Annotated in this window: 16 protein-coding genes and 1 riboswitch; of the genes, 4 read left to right on the plus strand and 12 right to left on the minus strand. The window is 35.8% G+C overall.

What is annotated here, in order from left to right; translation table 11 throughout:
• Positions 1-442 precede the first annotated feature (442 nt).
• A complete protein-coding gene (locus ACM39_RS16105) occupies positions 443-3226 on the plus strand; it encodes a bifunctional aconitate hydratase 2/2-methylisocitrate dehydratase (protein ID WP_048512069.1) in 2784 nt (927 codons plus the stop codon).
• Positions 3227-3531: 305 nt separating this feature from the next.
• Positions 3532-5799 (plus strand): aconitate hydratase, encoded by a 2268-nt coding sequence (locus tag ACM39_RS16110; protein WP_048512070.1) that lies wholly within the window; start codon positions 3532-3534, stop codon positions 5797-5799.
• Between the two features lie 54 nt (positions 5800-5853).
• Here ACM39_RS16110 and ACM39_RS16115 read toward each other — a convergent pair whose 3' ends face one another.
• Both ACM39_RS16115 and ACM39_RS16120 read right to left on the minus strand, forming a co-directional pair.
• Entirely contained in the window at positions 5854-6540 is a 687-nt protein-coding gene (locus ACM39_RS16115; protein WP_048512071.1) for a LytR/AlgR family response regulator transcription factor, read from the minus strand.
• The gene (locus ACM39_RS16120) at positions 6533-7549 is read right to left on the minus strand and encodes a sensor histidine kinase (protein ID WP_048512072.1); all 1017 of its coding nucleotides are present in this window, start codon (positions 7547-7549) and stop codon (positions 6533-6535) included. Before ACM39_RS16120 ends, ACM39_RS16115 begins: the two co-directional genes overlap by 8 nt.
• Positions 7550-7709: 160 nt before the next feature.
• On the opposite strand from ACM39_RS16120, the gene ACM39_RS16125 reads away from it, so the two are divergent.
• Both ACM39_RS16125 and ACM39_RS16130 read left to right on the plus strand, forming a co-directional pair.
• Positions 7710-9830 carry an outer membrane beta-barrel family protein gene (locus ACM39_RS16125; RefSeq protein WP_048512073.1) on the plus strand — a complete coding sequence of 707 codons (2121 nt, stop codon included), beginning with the start codon at positions 7710-7712 and terminating at the stop codon, positions 9828-9830.
• Positions 9831-9885: 55 nt separating this feature from the next.
• A complete protein-coding gene (locus ACM39_RS16130) occupies positions 9886-12114 on the plus strand; it encodes an outer membrane beta-barrel protein (protein ID WP_048512074.1) in 2229 nt (742 codons plus the stop codon).
• Between the two features lie 76 nt (positions 12115-12190).
• Here the strand turns inward: ACM39_RS16130 and ACM39_RS16135 are convergent, their stop codons facing one another.
• The 10 genes from ACM39_RS16135 to ACM39_RS16180 form a co-directional block, all read right to left on the minus strand.
• A complete protein-coding gene (locus ACM39_RS16135; protein ID WP_048512075.1) occupies positions 12191-12901 on the minus strand; it encodes a HesA/MoeB/ThiF family protein in 711 nt (236 codons plus the stop codon).
• 30 nt (positions 12902-12931) lie between these two features.
• Positions 12932-14050 (minus strand): 2-iminoacetate synthase ThiH, encoded by a 1119-nt coding sequence (thiH, locus tag ACM39_RS16140; RefSeq protein ID WP_048512076.1) that lies wholly within the window; start codon positions 14048-14050, stop codon positions 12932-12934.
• Positions 14051-14061: 11 nt separating this feature from the next.
• Complete coding sequence (locus ACM39_RS16145) at positions 14062-14838, minus strand: thiazole synthase (RefSeq protein WP_048512077.1); 777 nt, start codon at positions 14836-14838, stop codon at positions 14062-14064.
• A 40-nt stretch (positions 14839-14878) separates the two neighbouring features.
• Positions 14879-15493 carry a thiamine phosphate synthase gene (locus ACM39_RS16150; RefSeq protein ID WP_082140627.1) on the minus strand — a complete coding sequence of 205 codons (615 nt, stop codon included), beginning with the start codon at positions 15491-15493 and terminating at the stop codon, positions 14879-14881.
• 2 nt (positions 15494-15495) lie between these two features.
• Positions 15496-16242 (minus strand): hydroxymethylpyrimidine/phosphomethylpyrimidine kinase, encoded by a 747-nt coding sequence (locus ACM39_RS16155; protein ID WP_082140628.1) that lies wholly within the window; start codon positions 16240-16242, stop codon positions 15496-15498.
• Positions 16218-16802, minus strand: coding sequence for a thiamine phosphate synthase (locus ACM39_RS16160; protein ID WP_048512080.1), 585 nt, complete (start codon positions 16800-16802; stop codon positions 16218-16220). The genes ACM39_RS16155 and ACM39_RS16160 overlap by 25 nt, the downstream gene beginning before the upstream one ends.
• Positions 16799-18610 carry a phosphomethylpyrimidine synthase ThiC gene (gene thiC / locus ACM39_RS16165; RefSeq protein ID WP_048512081.1) on the minus strand — a complete coding sequence of 604 codons (1812 nt, stop codon included), beginning with the start codon at positions 18608-18610 and terminating at the stop codon, positions 16799-16801. The genes ACM39_RS16160 and thiC overlap by 4 nt, the downstream gene beginning before the upstream one ends.
• 24 nt (positions 18611-18634) lie before the next feature.
• Positions 18635-18841 (minus strand): sulfur carrier protein ThiS, encoded by a 207-nt coding sequence (gene thiS, locus ACM39_RS16170; RefSeq protein WP_048512082.1) that lies wholly within the window; start codon positions 18839-18841, stop codon positions 18635-18637.
• Between the two features lie 56 nt (positions 18842-18897).
• Positions 18898-19008, minus strand: a riboswitch (TPP riboswitch).
• A gap of 104 nt (positions 19009-19112) precedes the next feature.
• On the minus strand, positions 19113-19796 hold the full coding sequence (locus ACM39_RS16175) for an RluA family pseudouridine synthase (RefSeq protein ID WP_048512083.1): 684 nt from the start codon (positions 19794-19796) through the stop codon (positions 19113-19115).
• On the minus strand, positions 19797-20120 hold the full coding sequence (locus ACM39_RS16180; RefSeq protein WP_048512084.1) for a hypothetical protein: 324 nt from the start codon (positions 20118-20120) through the stop codon (positions 19797-19799).
• Between the last annotated feature and the right edge of the window lie 3 nt (positions 20121-20123).

Consider the following 20123-nt stretch of genomic DNA (forward strand, 5'->3'; position numbering starts at 1 on the left):
GTTTGCAAAAATACAGCCAAAAATAGAAAATATAAAATTCATATTTATAAAGAATCTAAATAATTTCGAGTATAAAAAATATTAAAAATCCGTAAATTTGGGAACATTTTTAAGTGTTTGATAATCTAAAACGTTTTGGAGATATGATTTTTGGTATTGTTATTATCAAAAAAGTGTACAAATGTTACCCAAAAAGCGTTTTTGTAATTAAGACAAATCGCGGGCAAACCACTTACACTTCCGAAAAATCATATACTTAACTTTTAAAACGGAACATTATCTTATATTGTAAATGAAGTAGATTATGTTGTCATTACTACAGTCGTTTTTTTGCGGCAGATTTAAATAATTTTATTGTAAATTAAACACTGTTAAGAAAAAAATGACAGGATATAAACAACTGCTAAAATCTACCTTTTAAATTGAAAAGACTTCTATTATTATGAATATTTATCAGGATTACATCCAAGAAATTGAAGAAAGAAAAAACCAAGGGCTTCATCCAAAGCCAATTGACAGTGCAGAATTATTAAACGAAATCATTTCGCAGATTAAAGATACAGCCAATGTATACAGGGCTGACTCTCTTAAATTTTTTATTTATAACACTTTACCCGGAACTACAGGTGCAGCAGGTGCCAAAGCTAAGTTTTTAAAAGAAATCATTCTGGGTGAATCCGTAGTAGAAGAAATAACACCGGCTTTTGCTTTTGAGCTGCTATCTCACATGAAGGGAGGTCCTTCTATTGAAGTATTGCTTGATTTGGCTTTAGGGGATAATATTTCCATTGCTAAAGAAGCGGCAAATGTTCTTAAAACACAAGTTTTCCTTTATGATGCTGATACGAATCGTCTAAAGGATGCATTCAATAACGGTAACGAAATCGCAGAAGAAATCATAGAAAGCTACGCAAAAGCTGAATTTTTCACTAAACTTCCAGAAGTAGCGGAAGAAATTAAAGTAGTGACATTTATTGCTGGTGAAGGAGACATCTCAACAGATTTACTTTCGCCGGGTAATCAGGCTCACTCGAGATCAGACCGTGAGTTGCATGGTAAATGTATGATTACTCCTCAAGCACAGGCAGAAATCAGAGCGCTTCAGGCGCAACACCCGGATAAGAGCGTAATGCTTATTGCAGAAAAAGGTACGATGGGTGTAGGTTCATCGAGAATGTCAGGAGTAAACAACGTAGCTTTATGGACCGGTAAACAAGCAAGCCCATATATCCCATTCGTAAATATTGCTCCAATCGTTGGGGGAACAAACGGTATTTCTCCAATTTTCCTTACAACTGTTGATGTTACAGGAGGTATTGGTATTGACCTTAAGAACTGGGTGAAGAAGCTGGATGAAAACGGAAACCCTATTCGCAATGAAAACGGCGAACCTATTCTTGAAGAAGCTTATTCTGTGGCTACCGGAACCGTCCTTACCATTAACACAAAGACAAAGAAACTTTATAATGGAGACCAGGAACTGATTGACATCTCTAAGGCATTCACTCCTCAGAAAATGGAATTCATTAAAGCCGGAGGATCATACGCTATTGTATTTGGTAAAAAGTTACAAACATTTGCTGCTAAACTTTTAGGAATAGAAACACCTCTTGTTTTTGCTCCGTCTAAGGAAATTTCTCACGAAGGGCAAGGCCTTACAGCAGTAGAGAAAATATTTAACAGAAACGCGGTTGGTACAACACCAGGAAAAGTTTTACACGCAGGTTCTGACGTTCGTGTAGAGGTTAACATTGTAGGTTCTCAGGATACGACAGGTTTAATGACAGCTCAGGAATTAGAATCTATGGCTGCTACAGTGATTTCACCAATTGTTGACGGTGCTTATCAGTCCGGATGTCACACCGCTTCTGTTTGGGATAAAAAAGCTCAGGCAAATATTCCTAAATTAATGAAATTCATGAACGAATTCGGCTTGATCACAGCTCGTGACCCGAAAGGTGAATATCACGCGATGACAGATGTTATTCACAAAGTTCTTAATGATATTACAATTGACGAGTGGGCAATCATCATCGGTGGAGACTCTCACACAAGAATGTCAAAAGGGGTGGCTTTTGGAGCTGACTCAGGAACAGTTGCCCTTGCATTGGCTACAGGTGAAGCTTCTATGCCTATCCCTGAATCTGTAAAAGTAACATTCAAAGGAAACATGAAAGAACACATGGATTTCCGTGATGTTGTACATGCAACTCAGGCTCAGATGTTGAAACAATTTGGAGGAGAAAACGTATTCCAAGGAAGAATCATTGAGGTTCACATCGGAACACTTCCGGCTGACCAGGCATTTACATTTACAGACTGGACAGCAGAAATGAAAGCAAAAGCTTCTATCAATATTTCTGAAGATAATACCTTAATTGAATCATTGGAAATTGCAAAAGGCAGAATCCAGATTATGATTGATAAAGGTATGGATAACCACAATCAAGTTCTTCAAGGATTAATTAACAAAGCTGATAAGAGAATCGCTGAAATTAAATCTGGCGAAAAACCGGCCCTAACCCCGGATGCGAATGCTAAATATTATGCTGAAGTTGTCGTTGACCTAGATGCAATCGTTGAGCCAATGATTGCTGACCCGGATGTAAACAATGATGATGTATCAAAAAGATATACTCACGATACCATCAGAGCGCTTTCTTATTATGGCGGAGAGAAAAAAGTGGATCTTGGTTTTGTTGGATCTTGCATGGTTCACAAAGGAGATTTAAAGATTGTTTCTCAAATGCTTAAAAATATTGAAAAACAACAGGGTAAGGTGGAATTTAACGCCCCTCTTGTAGTAGCAGCTCCAACATATAATATCATTGATGAATTAAAAGCAGAAGGAGACTGGGAATTTTTAGAAAAATATTCCGGATTCGAATTTGATGATAATGCTCCTAAAGGCGAAGCACGTGTTGAATACAAAAACATGATGTATCTTGAGCGCCCAGGCTGTAACCTTTGTATGGGTAATCAGGAAAAAGCGGCTAAAGGAGATACAGTTTTAGCAACTTCTACGCGTCTTTTCCAAGGAAGAGTGGTTGAAGATTCTGAACGTAAGAAAGGAGAGTCTTTATTGGCTTCGACTCCGGTTGTTGTACTTTCTGCGATTATGGGGAGAATTCCTAATATTGACGAGTACAAAACAGCTGTAGAGGGCATTGACCTTACAACTTTTGTACCTTCAATTAAAGAATTGACAAGTACAAGCGCTCACTGATAGAATGTAAAAATAAGTCGAAAGACTTTTTAAGTCATATAAGAAAGATTTTAGTCCTTAGGATTAAAATCTTTCTTTTTTTATTTAGAACCTTTCCATTTAAGAGGTATGAAAATTATTTTAACCTATGTCAATGAATCAAAATTTATTTTTTCCTTACCTTCATAGGTATAAAAAATAGTAGTCATTCATCATATTTATCCTATTATATAAGGCTAGGAATAGATTTTGATATGTTGTATTAGAAGTTTTCCGCTTAAAATAACGGAAAAAATTATAAAAAGAATAAAAAATTACATTTAGATATGACTTTTGATATTGATATGATCAAAAAAGTGTATGAGCGTTACCCAGAGAGAATTGCTGCAGCAAGACAAATTGTGGGAAAACCTCTTACCCTTTCAGAAAAAATCCTTTACACTCACTTGTGGGAAGGTAACGCTACACAAGCACATGAAAGAGGAAACTCTTATGTAGACTTCGCACCGGACAGAGTAGCAATGCAGGATGCAACAGCGCAAATGGCTCTTTTACAATTCATGCAGGCAGGAAAAGCTAAAGTAGCAGTTCCTTCAACCGCCCATGCTGATCACTTGATTCAGGCGAAAGTAGGTGCTGATAAAGATTTACAAGAAGGTATCAACAAAAACTCGGAGGTTTTCAACTTCCTGAGTTCTGTTTGTGATAAATATGGAATTGGTTTCTGGAAGCCGGGAGCCGGTATTATCCATCAGGTCGTATTAGAAAATTATGCTTTCCCAGGCGGTATGATGATTGGTACAGACTCCCACACAGTAAATGCAGGTGGTCTAGGAATGGTAGCTATCGGTGTAGGTGGAGCTGATGCAGTAGACGTAATGGCCGGGATGGCTTGGGAACTTAAGATGCCTAAGCTTATTGGTGTAAAACTGACCGGTAAAATGTCCGGCTGGACTTCTGCAAAAGATGTTATCTTAAAAGTTGCAGGAATCCTTACCGTAAAAGGAGGAACAGGATGCATCGTAGAGTATTTCGGGGAAGGAGCACAATCTCTTTCAGCAACAGGTAAAGGAACTATCTGCAACATGGGTGCTGAAATCGGAGCTACAACTTCTACCTTCGGATATGATGATTCTATGAGAAGATACCTTGCTTCCACCGGAAGACAGGATGTAGTAGATGCTGCCGACGTAATCGCTGAACATTTAACCGGTGATGCCGAAGTATATGCAAACCCTGAACAATATTTTGATCAAGTTATTGAAATCGACCTTTCTGAATTGACACCTCACCTGAACGGACCTTTCACTCCGGATTTGGCAACTCCGGTTTCTGAATTCAGAGCTAAAGCTGAAGCAAACGGATGGCCTTTAGAAGTAGAATGGGCATTAATTGGTTCTTGTACCAATTCTTCTTACGAAGATTTATCAAGAGCAGCTTCAATCGTTGAAGATGCAGTGGCAAAAGGTGTTAAGCCAAAGGCAATTTTAGGTATTAACCCGGGTTCTGAGCAGGTAAAATTCACGGCAGAAAGAGATGGTTTCTTAGATTCTTTCAGAAAATTTGAAAATGCAAGGATTTTTACTAATGCTTGTGGACCTTGTATCGGGCAGTGGGACAGAGAAGGCGCCGAAAAAGGTGAAAAAAACTCAATCATTCACTCTTTCAACAGGAATTTTGCGAAAAGAGCTGACGGTAACCCAAATACTCACGCATTTGTAGCTTCGCCGGAAATGGTAGCTGCTGTTGCGATTTCAGGAAGATTAGACTTTAATCCTATTACAGATACATTAACAAATGAATCTGGCGAACAGATAAAATTAAACGAACCTCAAGGTTTTGAATTACCGGCAAAAGGCTTTGCGGTAGATGACAACGGATACCAGGCTCCATCTGAAGACGGATCTTCAGTGGTTGTAAACGTAAGCCCGACTTCAGACAGGCTTCAGCTACTGGAAGAATTTCCAGCTTGGGACGGTAAAAATATTACCGGAGCCCGACTTTTAATAAAAGCTTTTGGAAAATGTACAACGGACCATATTTCTATGGCCGGGCCATGGTTAAAATACAGGGGTCACCTTGATAATATTTCAAATAACATGTTAATTGGAGCTGTAAATGCTTTTAATATGGAAACCAACAAGGTGAAAAATGTATTGACTGCAGAATACGGAGAAGTTCCTGCTGTACAGAGAGCTTATAAAGCCGCTGGTGTGCCTTCAATCGTTGTGGGTGATCAAAACTACGGGGAAGGTTCTTCAAGAGAGCATGCAGCAATGGAACCAAGACATCTTGGTGTAAAAGCTGTTCTTGTAAAATCATTCGCAAGAATCCATGAAACAAACCTTAAAAAACAAGGTATGTTGGGAATAACTTTCGCCAATGAAGCTGATTATGACAAAATTTTAGAAGATGATGTTATCAACTTCTTAGATCTCGACCAGTTTGCCCCCGGAAAACAATTGACTTTAGAATTCATCCATGCAGACGGAACTAAAGACATCATTATGGCCAACCATACTTATAACGATCAGCAAATTGACTGGTTCAAAGCAGGTTCTGCTCTTAATTTGATTAAGCAACAAGAAAATTAATTGTTAGATTTAATTAATCATAAAAAAAGCAACTTCAAATGCGGAGTTGCTTTTTTATTTAAGCTTAGTTATAAAAATACTTCTATAGCTTTCACCAATAGGAATTTCCTGATCCAAAAATAAAATTACCTTTTTAGAATCGAAAACTTTAATTTGATTTAAATTAATAATAAACGATTTGTGAATTCTGGAAAAAGAGTTTTCAGGAAGTTGCTGTTCCATAGATTTTAGGGTATCTAAAACAATGTATTCCTGCTCGTTTGTTTTGATACTTACATAGTCTTTGATACTTTCCACATAGAGAATATCTTCAAAATTGATTCTGTGCTGTTGCCCTGAAGATTTCACGAAGAAATAAGAACCTTCTTGATTTTCATGTAAAGTAAGTCTTTCCTGAGCCTTTAAAGCACTCTTATAAAATCTTTCAAACGAAATTGGCTTCAAAAGATAATCAATAATATTATGGTTGTACCCTTCCAAAGCATACTCTGAATACGCTGTTGTTAAAATATATCTTTGCTTATCTCCAAGAATTTTCATGAAATTAATTCCCGTCAATTCCGGCATTTGGATATCAAGGAAAACCAAGTCACATTCATTATTTTGAATATAGTCCAGCGCTTCGATAGGATTTTCACCGGAAGAAACCAATTCTAAGAATGGAACTTTCTGCACATAACTTCCCAACAGCGCAATCGCCAACGGTTCATCATCTACAACTATACATTTAATTTTATTCATTTCGCAAATCAATTTTTAAATCTACAACAAAATCTGCTTCTGAATCTTTTATACTTAATTCATACTTTTTAGGATAAAGAATTTCAAGTCTTTTTTTTACATTTTCAATTCCAATCCCAGAACCGGAATCTTTCATCCTTTCTTTTTTAAAGTTTAAAAGATAAAAATGCAATATCTGATTGTCATCTGAAAGTTTCATTTGAAAACCTTTATTTCTGAAATCTCCATGCTTGAAGGCATTTTCCACGAACGGAACTAAAATCATCGGTGAAATACTCAGTTTCGGATGATGGATCTTCTTCTCAATAGATAATAATTCAGGATTTTTGAGTCTTAGCTTTTCAAGAGCTGTTAAACTATCAATATATCCAATTTCTTTGTCTAAAGTAATCACATCCTCTTCCAAATCTTTCGTACTGTATCGTAGCAATTGGCTCAATTCTTCAAGTGCAGGCAAAGCCTTTTCAGATTTTTGATAAACGAGAGAATAAATATTATTCAAAGAGTTAAAGATAAAGTGTGGATTGATTTGTGTCTTTAAAGCCTGTAATTCTGCTGTTTTCTTTGCTTCAATTAGTTCTGATTTTTCCTGTTCGGCATTAATAAAGTATTTAAAGAACCAAAAAGTGGTACTGATGAAAATCGTAGTACTGCTGTAAAAAATATTATCGAAAAAATAATACCCAAAACCCGTTCCTTTCGCATAATTCCTGAATCCCAATGTTGCAGGAAGCAAAACTTCTTCCACCGAATACCTGACCATTACGAAGCATGTAGCACTCAATAAAAAAGCAATAACGGATTTATATAAGTTGCTTGTATCAAAGAATTTAGGAACTACAAAAAAATAATTGATATAGAAGCAAGTGAAGCTTGTGATAAAGAAAGTAATATGAAGAATATTCGAATTCTTACTAGAATTAAATGCAAAATACGGAATCAATACCGATCCGATAATGTAAATTCCCCAGAAGAACAGATGAAGGTATAATAGTTTGTTCGTTTTCATAAAACAAAAATAAACTTTCCGGTAAAGCATAAGCCTGATTTTTCGATGAAAGCCAATTTTTTACCGATGAAAATATTTTGGTCGAATTAATTCCTTTGTAAATCTAAATGCTATTTCACCAAATCTTACTTCAAAATACTTTTGGAGAAAGACTTTAACCATGAAACTATCCTATATTTTTATCACAACATTACTTTCGGCAACAGTATTTGCTCAAATTAAAAAAGACAGCATCCAAAATATTGAAAAAATTGATATTCTTGTAAAGAAGAAATTACTGGAAAGAAAAGCTGACAGGCTGATCTTCAATGTAGCTTCGTCTATTGCTTCCCAGGGAATGGACGCTTCCGAAACCCTTGCCAATGTTCCGATGTTGAAAGTTGACGAAAATATGGGTTCAATTTCTATCGTAGGAAAAAGCAGTGTGAATGTAATGATTAACGGAAGAATACTGAATCTTTCCGGAACTGCACTTTTGAATTATTTAAAATCAATTCGTTCAGAGAACATTGCTAAAATTGAAGTTATTACTACACCGCCTGCGAAATACGAAGCACAGGGAAACAGTGGGCTGATCAACATTGTTCTGAAGAAAAATCCAAATTTAGGTTTTAGCGGAAGTATCAATTCGAATCTGATTCAAAGAACTTATGCAGGTTTTAATGATAACGGAGTACTAAATTATCAGACTGAAAAATTCAGCAGCAGCGTAAAATTAACCTATTATGATTCTTCGAAACGCACAGATGAAAATTATACCATTCTTGCAAATACCCAAAACTACAGCAATTCCATTAGAAAAGATATGTGGAAAGAATTGACTCCAAGTTTAAATTTATCTTACAAAATCACCAAAAATTCCGAAATCGGTATGGAATATATTTACGCTCATCAGGAATCCGGAATGGATATCATTAATAAAACAAAAAATATCAGTCCGGAATTTGGTGAAGAAAATCTCTTAACCAATACATCTCACCGTGAAAAACTTCCTACGCATACTTTGAGCGCTTATTATGACGTAAAATTAGATTCGCTTGGGAAAAAACTAAGTATTGCAGGGAATTTTTATAAAAATAATTCAGACACAGACGTGAATTTTTCAACATTGACACTTTCTGACAATTCTATACAAAATGTAAAAACAGTTTCGTTGATTTCTCCCCAAATTTTCTCTGCACAGGCAGATTTAGAGCTTCCTTTTTCCTTTGGAACCATTGAAACCGGTATGAAGTTTAACCAGTTTAAAAACTTTTCTGATTTAAAATATTTCACATTGATCGATGAACAATATATTTCGGATGAAGAAAGAGCCAATCTTTTTCAATATAAAGAAGAAAACTATGCGGCATATTTTAGTTATGCTAAAAGTTTCGGGGAGCATTGGGAAACAAAAGCAGGTCTTCGCTATGAAAATACTTCTGCAGAAAGCTTTACACCATCTGCCAACTCTGGAAACCAGTACAATTACGATCAATGGTTTCCTTCAGCTTATGTTTCTTACAAAAATGATAAAAATGTTTTTAGCTTATCATATTCAAGAAGAATCAACCGTCCCAGCATGAGCAATCTGAACCCATTCCGTTGGTATTCAAATCCTTATTCTTATTCTTCGGGAAACCCCTTGCTGACACCATCTTACATCAATAATCTGGAGCTGGGATATACTTTTGACGGCAAATTTTCTACAAGCATTTATTATCTCAAACTAAAAAACGCGTTCGGACAGCTTTCTTTTATTGATAATCTTTCTCAAATTTCAACTTACCTTAATTATTATAACAATGATTTTTTAGGACTTAATGCTTCTTACACAGATACTTTTTTCAAATTTTGGGAAGCAAATCTGACATTCAACGCTAGCCTTCAAAATTCTGAAACGTTTAATGTAAACGCCAAAACACAAAAGGGACATTCCATCAATTATTCCATCAATAATACCTTCACTTTAAATAAAAATAAAACAATTGCTTTATTTCTAAATTATAGTCAGAATTTACCTTACAAAAACGTAAATTATTCTTTTCAAAACTTTTCTGACCTTAGTTCTGGGTTGAAAATTTCACTGATGCAAAAACAACTTCAAATCAATGCCACTATCACTAATATTTTTGCACAAAGATATCGTGGAGATATGTTTTTTGACGACAGTACACAGCACATGGATAATTATTGGGACGGCAGAAGTTTTAGATTAAGTATAATTTACACCTTTGGAAACAATAAAAATAAAATTAGCAAGAAAAACATCAATTTTGAAGAAAAAGATAGAGTACAATAGTTTTATGTAACAAAATTTAATTTTCTGCGTCTAACTGAGTAGTAGAAAAAACATTATGAAAAAAACAATTATTGCTTTATCTTTTTTGGGAACAATACTTACTTACGCCCAAGAAAAAAACAATAACCCGGTCAAGGAAAAACAAATTGAAGGTGTCACTATTACAAAAACTAAAAAAGCCGTTGAACAAAAAGCAGATCGTACAATTTTTGACTTTTCAGAACAACCTCAGCTTAATAACGGAAATGTCTTAGAAGGAATCAAAAAACTTCCGGGATTAGTTTCTACAGATATTGCAGGAATGATGTATCAGGGAAAAATGCTCGATGTTTACCTGAACGGAAGACCTTTAAATATCACTTCTAACGAATTAAATTCTTTCCTTGAAGGAATGCCTGCAAATTCGGTAGACAGAATTGAAGTAATTACTCAGCCCGGCGCAGAATTTCCTGCAACTTCGGGTGGTGCTATCATGAATATTATTACAAATAAAAATGCTAATAAATATTTAACCGCTACGTATTCAGGAAATTACTCGTTTACGGATTATGATCAATTCAGAAGCAGAACTACGAATTCTATTAATTTAAATGCAAGAAACAAAATTTTCGGATGGCAATTAAATGTTGGTCAAAACTACCGCGAAAGTATGCTGAATGGTCAGCAGGACGATTTACTTACCAGTAAAACAGATAGATACAGCCGTGGATATTTTGCTAAATCTGGATTAACTTTTGATTTAGGACAAGACAGATTATTATTAAACTACGATATTTATCACAATAATAATGATAACTACACTTTGAGTAACGGCCACGGAGACTTACCTTTTGAAAACAATCTCAATGATTTAAGAGAAGCTTTTTATAATTCTTCAGATGTTGCTCATACCAATAACTTGAGACAGGAAGCCGTTGTGACTTATCAAAAACGTTTTGCTGATAAATCTCAAAAACTAGATTTCCAGTTTGGATACACCAGATCAGACAGCAAATTTGCTCAGGATAATTTCTTCCAGGATGGTGAATTTGCAGATGCTCCCAATCTGCCAATCAATAGTGCAACAAGCGGTTTAAAAGATATTTTGAATAACCGTTCCGTCATGAATATTGCCAATTTCAAAATAGATTATTCTCAGCCTATAAAACTTCTTGACGGCGGAAAAGTAAGCTTTGGAGGCCTATATGAAAGGCAGGATTTTGATACGGAAAGTTTTGGCTTAACGAACTTGGAATATCAAAGGCAAACGGCTTCAACCTATTTGGAATTTCAGGCAAAATTGAAAAAATTTGATTTTACTTTAGGTTCTCGGGCCGAAAATTATGATATTTCGGGAGTTACAAGATATTTGGATAAAGACACGAAATTGGTGGAAGGCGATTTGATTCCCTTCAATAAATTTAAACTTTTCCCGAATGCCAGTGTTCAATATAACATGATGAACCAAGTCTATATTGCAGCGAATTACAACAAAAAGATCAGTTTACCGAGTATTTCTGCATTGAATCCGAATAACGTAACATTCTCCGGGCCAAGTACAGAAGTTAATGGTAATCCAAACTTACAGCCAACTATTTTTGATAACTACGAATTGAAAATTTCAGCTTTTGATTATGCATTTATGGGTTACAGCGTAAGTTCGGCAAGCAATCAGGTTGCGCAGATTATCAGAAAAGACGGAAGAAAATTATACAACGAACAAGTGAATATTTCGAATATGAAAATTCATAATTTTAACGTTGGACTTCCTATTCCCTTCATGATTTTCAGTAAACCGCTAAGCGAAATCATGAAGTTTAATTTTAATCCTGACAAGATTAATTTCATGTATCTATATGCTGGTTATCAGAAACATGACATTGATAATTTAAACAATAAAGGGTTTTGGATTTTCAATATCATGACCCAAATAATTTTGCCTAAAGACATCAAACTAACGGCAAATTACAGTTACCTGACTCCCAAAGCGGGCTATTTCTACTTTACGGCAGAAAAACCATTCAACAATTCTTTTGACATTACGCTGACAAAAAAATTCATGGACAACCGCTTGACGCTTTCTGTTTTTGCCAATGACATTTTCAACGGACAGGTAATGCAGGTACGTTCTAATCCACCTTCCGGAACCCCGGTTATCATTAGCAGCAAATATGATACTAGAAATTTCGGACTTTCTATTAATTATAAAATTCCGACAAAAAATAAATTAGCAAAAGAAGACGCGAATATTTTAAATCAAACAAAAAAAGAGGATAACGGCGGTGTAATACCACAGGGACAATAATATAATCCTAAATAAATTAAGAAAACGAGTCAGCAAATATTTTGCTGACTCGTTTCTTTATAAAACAAAATATAATTTAAAAATCAATCGTCTGAAATTTCCAGCTTAGGGTATCGACTAACGTCATTTGATTTATATTTAATGGTAGACCCATTATTATTTTCAAAGCCTGATCCGCCATCATACTTCCCACAATTCCGGGCAGAGTACCCAAAACACCGAGACTATCGCAATCCGGAAGATTTTCATCAAAAGGAGGTTCAGGGAAAATATCTCTTAAATTTCTACTTCTATTATGATTGAAAATGGCAATCTGTCCCAAAAAACCTAAAATGCTCCCATACACTAAAGACTTTTGCAATTTTACACAAACGTCATTAACTAAATATCTCGTTTTAAAATTATCCGAACCATCAACAATAATATCAAATTGAGAAATAATTTCTTCCGCATTCGATTCTTCAATTTTACTTTTAATTCCGATAAAATTGACCTGATAATTCAGATTTTTCACGAACTCTTCTGCACTTTCCACTTTCAAATTTCCAACAGAATTTTCGTTGTGAATGATTTGTCGGTTTAAATTATGCAATTCAACCTCATCAAAATCTGCAACGCCTAAAGTACCAACTCCCGCCGCAGTCAAATATTGAATAACAGGACTTCCTAAGCCTCCCGCTCCAATTACGAGAACCTTAGAATTTATTATCTTTCTTTGACCTTCCAAACCGATTTCTTCAATAAAAATCTGTCGGCTGTATCGTGCAAAAATATCTTTGTTTTTCATTACCCTATTTTAATTTAAACCATTAAGATTTTAAATTCCACTATACACAGAATCCCAATCTTTCATCACGGGATCGTAACCGGATTTTTTAATCACATTTTTGATATCCTCCATGCTCCTTTCATCACTGGTTTCAAATTGTTCTAGAGATTCTTTATCCACTGCATAACCTCCCGGATTGGTTTTAGAGGCCGCACTCATTGCCGTAGCTCCCAATGAAATAATATTATTTCTGAATTTTTCGTTTTCCCTTGTAGAAATTGAAATTTCCAAATATTCATTCCAGATTCGGTACGCGCAAATTAATTGGAGTAAATCTCTATCTGACATGACAAAATTTGGTTCAATAATTCCTTCTGCAGGCCTAAGTCTTGGAAACGAAACCGAAAACTTGCTTTTCCAATATTGTTTTTGAAGATAATCGATGTGAAGCGCATTGAAAAAACTGTCAACTCTCCAATCCTCCAAGCCAAGCAAAACTCCCAACCCCATTTTATGAATTCCGGCTTTCCCGATTCTGTCAGGCGTTTCCAAACGGAAATTGAAATTTGATTTCTTTCCTTTCGGATGATATTCTTTGTAAACTTCCTGATGATAGGTTTCCTGATACACTAAAACGGCATTCACACCCGTATCGTGAAGCCGTCGATATTCTTCCTCTGACAAAGGTTGTACTTCAATCGAAATATTGGCAAAATGTGGTTTCAGCAAACGAACAGCATTCAGGAAATAATCAATCCCTACAATTTTATTCGCTTCTCCGCTTACCAGCAAAACATGATTTACACCCATTGATTTTAAAACCGTTGCTTCAATCATCAATTCTGTGTCAGAAAGCGTTTTTCTTTTAATGGAATTATCCAAACTAAAACCGCAGTAGGTACAAATATTCTGACATTCATTACTCAAATATAACGGCGCATACAACTGAATCGTTTTGCCGAAACGTTTTTGGGTGATTTGCTGAGTCATTTTCGCCATCATCTCTAATTTCTGAGAAGCAGCAGGTGAAAGAAAATTCAGGAAATCTTCTATTGTTTTATTATTTTTCTGAAGACTTTTTTCAACATCGGATAAAGTCACTTTTTCAAGTTTCGCTTTTACCTCATCCCATTGATATTTTTCAAAAAAATCTTTAAAACTTTTCATAAAATTAAATTTTAATCAAATAAAAAAGAAGTCAGCGGGCTTGATGCTTCTGCATGTTGTGCAATTGCTCCTAATCCGGATTCAAAAGCTCTTCTTCCGGCAATTACGCCTTCTTTAAAAGCCAATGCCATATTCACAGGATTTCCTGCGACCGCAATCGCTGTATTTACCAAAACCGCATCAGCGCCCATTTCCATTGCCTTTGCTGCATCGGAAGGTGCGCCAATTCCAGCGTCAACAACAACAGGAACATTGCTTTGGCTGATAATTATTTCTAAAAAATCCAATGTTCTCAAACCTTTATTTGTACCAATCGGCGCTCCCAAAGGCATCACAACTGCTGTTCCTGCATCTTCGAGACGTTTGCATAAAACCGGATCGGCGTGAATGTAAGGCATTACAATAAATCCTAATTTTGCCAATGCTTCTGCTGCGTACAGGGTTTCAATCGGGTCAGGCAAGAGATATTTGGGATCAGGATGAATTTCCAGCTTTACCCAATTGGTTTCCAGCGCTTCTCTTGCCAATTGTGCAGCAAGAACAGCTTCTTTCGCTGTTCTTGCTCCGGATGTGTTTGGTAAAAGATGGGTTTTTGCAGGTTTTAAGGCATTCAACAAATCATCTTCTGAAGATTGGGAGTCGATACGCTTCAAGGCCATTGTTACCATCTCGCTTCCTGAAGCAACAATGGAATCGGTCATTTCCGAAAGATTTCCGAATTTTCCTGTTCCTAAAAACAGTCTCGATTCAAAAACTCTGTCTGCTATTAGTAATGGTTGATTTTTCATATAAATATTTTTATTTTTTTAAGACCATGTAATCACTATTTCATTGCATTGCTGTTTTAAATTCATTGATAATGGAAGGCTGGTGGGTAATTTGTCCTGAAACTGCAACTCCGTGAATTCCGATTTGCTGTAATAATTCTATATCATTTAAAATCACTCCTCCAATGGCGAATATTTTTGGAATTTCTAATGATTTTTCTTTTAAATTTTGGATGATTTTTTGATAACCTTCAAAACCTAAAATCGGACTTAACTGTTCTTTGGTTGAAGTAAATCTTAAAGGCCCCAAACCAATATAATCACACGGCTCATTCATCCTTTGGAGAACATCTGAGATTGTATTTGCCGTTCCTCCGATAATTTTGCTTTCTCCTAAAATATATCTCGCAATATCAATGGATACATCTTTTAAACCTAAATGAACTCCGTCTGCATCAATCTTTTTTGCAATCTGAACATCGTCATTAATAATACAAACCGTGTGATTGTCTGAGCATAGCCTTTTTGAGATTTCACAAAGTTTGACAAATTCACTTTGAGGAGCATTTTTCCAGCGAACCTGAATCCATTTTATACCATTATCAAGAGCTTTTCGGATATTTAATTCCTGGTCTTCTCTTGTAAATCCCTGAGAAATGTATTGTAATTTTTCCATTATTAATTTGAATGAAATCCCAGCAAAGCAGGATTACTTGTTAAAAATTTTTCGATGTATAACTTCCCGCTTCGACAGGCTTCTTCTAAATTTTTCCCCAAACCTAAATAACTCGCAATCGCAGAGGAAAGTACACAACCCGAACCATGTTTCGGATAATATACTGAAGTGTCACCATTTGGCTGAATTGGGATTTCTTTCCCCTTGACCGTTAAAATGTCTGTTCCCAACTTATCGTTTCTGTGTCCTCCTTTAATTAAAACTGAAATTGAATTTTCTGTTTTTTTTAACAGATTACTTTCCTTTAAAACCTGGTATTCATTATAGTTTGGAGTAATTAAATCTATTTGTTGTAAAATATTTTCCAAGTGCGGAATCGTGTTTACATCAAAAAAAGAAAACTTGGAAGTGCTTTTCAGAACCGGGTCCCAGATAATTTTTGTTTCAGTATTAACAGATTTTATTTTTTCTACAATTTGAGTTAAAAATGCAGTATCTTTTACAATTCCAATTTTAACAGCTTCAACGCAATAATTTTTCATTAAAACATCAATTGCCAATAAAATGTCTTCCAAAGGCTGCCAATTTAGGCTCAGGCATTGAGATTCTGTCTGAACTGTCATTGCTGTACAAATTCCTAATCCGTAAACTTTTAACTGTTCAAAGGTTTTAATATCTGCCAACAAACCTGCTCCGCCACTTGGATCGTAGCCCGCAATACTCATTACGAAAGGCCGTTCTTTCTGCATTTTTTGAAAATATTTATTGGTTCATTATTTTCCCAAATCGCTCCTAATAAAGCCACTCCATCAACATTATTGTCAAAAACTTGGTTAATATTGTTTTCATCAATTCCTCCTAGAGCAATCAATTTCACATTTGGATTATCCTGTTTTTTAATATCATTTAAAATAGCCGAATTTTCACCATATCCTTTTTTAGAGATACTCAGAAAAACAGGACTGATAAATGAATATTCCCATTCTTCACCTAATTCATTAAAGGTTTCAATGTCATGAACAGACGTTGAAATTATTTTATCTGTAAAAGATTTAAACACCCCATTTTGCCTGTCAGTTTCTCTGGAATGAAGTCTTGAAATCTTAAAATCTTCAGTCAAGCCATAATGACTGTGCAGAACCAGTTGAGAATGAAATTCTGAATTTATCTGTTGAATAAAACCCATCATTTCTTCTGAACTTATAAAAGGCTTTCTGATATGTAACAAATCCAAGCCTTCATGAAACAATTCATTGATAATACCAGTTTCGTTCTCTGTAATTTTTTCAGGAGTGATAACGATGATCATATATAAATTTCTTTCCCTTTTTCGATGAACTCCTGTGATTTGTCGAACATCCCTTTTTCGGCAGATTCACGGATTTCCTGCGTGATTTTCATCGAACAGAATTTTGGCCCGCACATTGAACAAAAATGGGCAATCTTTGCACCATCCGCAGGAAGTGTTTCATCATGATACGATCGTGCTGTATCTGGGTCTAATGAAAGATTAAACTGATCTTCCCATCTGAATTCAAATCTGGCTTTACTTAAAGCATTATCTCTGTACTGCGCCCCGGGATGTCCTTTCGCCAAATCAGCAGCATGAGCAGCCAGTTTATAAGTAATAACTCCTACTTTTACATCTTCTTTATTCGGAAGTCCTAAATGTTCTTTCGGTGTTACATAGCAAAGCATCGCACAACCAAACCATCCAATCATTGCCGCCCCGATTCCCGAAGTAATGTGGTCGTAACCAGGAGCAATATCCGTCGTCAAAGGACCTAATGTATAAAATGGTGCTTCGTGACATTCTTCCAATTGTTTATCCATATTTTCTTTAATCATGTGCATCGGGACATGACCGGGCCCCTCAATCATCACCTGAACATTGTGTTTCCAGGCTATTTTTGTTAACTCTCCTAAAGTTTCCAATTCTGCAAACTGTGCTTCATCATTGGCATCAGCAATTGATCCCGGACGGAGACCGTCTCCCAGAGAAAAAGCAACGTCATATCTTTTCATGATTTCACAGATGTCTTCGAAATGAGTGTACAAAAAGTTTTCTTTATGATGGTACAGACACCATTTTGCCATGATAGAGCCTCCTCTGGAAACGATTCCTGTAACGCGTTTTGCAGTCAGATGAATGTATCTCAACAAAACCCCGGCGTGAATTGTAAAATAAGAAACTCCCTGCTCTGCCTGTTCAATCAATGTATCTTTGAAAATTTCCCACGTTAAATCTTCTGCAACCCCTTTTACTTTTTCCAAAGCCTGATAAATCGGAACTGTTCCGATTGGAACCGGGCTGTTTCTGATAATCCACTCTCGTGTTTCGTGAATATTTTTTCCGGTTGACAAATCCATGATGGTATCTGCTCCCCATCGACAAGCCCAGACTGCTTTTTCAACTTCTTCTTCAATACTTGATGAAACGGCGCTGTTTCCAATATTGGCATTAATTTTAACCAGGAAATTCCGCCCGATAATCATCGGTTCGCTTTCAGGGTGATTGATATTGTTGGGAATAATCGCTCTGCCCGCTGCAATTTCGGCTCTTACAAATTCAGGAGTAATTTTATTTTTCGGAGTTTTTGCCCCAAAACTGTTTCCCTGATGTTGAAAAGCCATTTCTTTTGAAACTGAATCCAATTGCTCAATCCGTTGGTTTTCTCTGATGGCAATATATTCCATTTCAGGAGTGATGACACCCTTTTTAGCGTAATACAATTGTGTAACTTCCTGACCTTCTTTAGCCACTTTCGGTTTGTGATTGTAAGAAAAACGCAATTCATCCAGTTTTGAATCAGCAAGACGTGCTTTTCCGTATTCAGAAGTAATCCCATCCAGAATTTCTACGTCATGCCTGTCTAAAATCCATTGTTCCCTTATTCTTGGCAACCCTTTTTCAATATCAATTTCTGAATTTTCATCAGTATAAGGCCCTGATGTATCATAAATTGTAACAGGAGGGTTATCTTCTAAAGTTCCGTTGGTAAGCCTCGTCGGACTTAATTGTATTTCTCGCATCGCTACATTGATGGGATGAATTTTCCCTTTAACATAGATTTTTTTTGAGTTCGGAAACGGCGAACGTGTGATGTTATGTGCCATAAAATGATTGGGTTTTTATGAGAATTAACCGCCTTGTGTAGCAGTGATAATTAAAATTGAATCTTTGTCGTTGAGAAATGTTCCCGCCCAGAATGGCTGCGGAATAATGCGATTGTTGAGCGCTACTGCGATACCCTTCCTTTTTTGGGGTATTTCAATAGTTAATAATGCTTCCAGCGTTTCGGGAAGTATATCAAAAGTTCTGAGTGTGTGATTAATTGTGAGCTCCATTCCTAAATTTTTAAATACACTTTAGGAATGCCCATCATTGTACAATAGAATGTACAGCAAGTCATCTCACTTTTCCCTACGCTAGTATGATCTAGAAATCAGGTTCAAAGGGTAAAATCTCAGCCTGTTTTATAATGTTTTATAAACAGACACCCCTAAAGTTGGGGCGAAGTTAGACATTTTTTTGAAATGAACAAAATTTGGTTTAAATAAAAAAGACTGTTCCGGATTGAGACAGTCTTTTTTATTTTTTAATTTAATTATCGTAGGCTTAGCCATTTTCACAAGCTCTCCAAATCGCATCATTTTGCGGAACGGGAGCAATAATTTCAATATTCTCTTTAGTGACAGGATGTATAAATTCCAGTTTTCTGGCGTGAAGATTAATTCCTCCATCCGGATTTGAACGGGGTGAACCATATTTTAAATCCCCTTTTATAGGAACTCCTGTTTTCGATAGCTGAGCTCTGATTTGATGATGCCTTCCTGTTTCCAAATCAATTTCTAGAAGAAGATAACTATCTAAACTTTTAATGACATTGTAAGTTAGGATTGCTTCTTTTGCTCCATCTGTTGCTTTTGGAAAAACAATTGCTTTATTATTTTTTTCGTTTTTCTTTAAATAATGAACCAGCCTTTGATTCTGAGGAATCATATCTTTTGCTACAACAGCCCAATACGTCTTTTTAACTTCGCGATTTTTAACCATCTGAGTCAACCGGGACAAAGCTTTGGATGTTTTAGCATAAATCACCAAACCCGAAGTCGGTCTGTCAATACGATGAACCAAACCCAGAAACACGTTTCCGGGTTTAGCATCTCGTTTTTTTATAAAATTTTTAATTGATTCTAATAAAGATTCGTCGCCGGTTTTATCGCCCTGTACAAGCTGCCCGACTTTTTTATTAATCACCAAAAGATGGTTGTCCTCATAAACAATCTGCTCCTCCATGATTTACTGACGATAAGTAGGCCTGTTTACAAATGAAAGAATAATCCCACCCAAAAGCCCAATAGTCTTTAGTGATGCAAGTTTAGAATCTTCCGGTAAAAAGGCTCCTATTACACAAATCGCAGCCGCTGCATACATTGCATACATAAAATTTTTATTTGTAAGTAAAGGTGCCTGCAGAAAAAAGCTTATCCCAATAAGAATATAGAAAACCTTTCTTGAAAGTAAATGATTAATTTCGGGAGAGAAGAAATTAAACCATCCAGCCGCAAGACAAATCAATGCGACAACAGATAAAATTCCTTGTATAGATTGTTGGTTTTTCATTAA

Source organism: Chryseobacterium sp. FH2 (assembly GCF_001045455.1).
Taxonomy (GTDB): Bacteria; Bacteroidota; Bacteroidia; order Flavobacteriales; family Weeksellaceae; genus Chryseobacterium.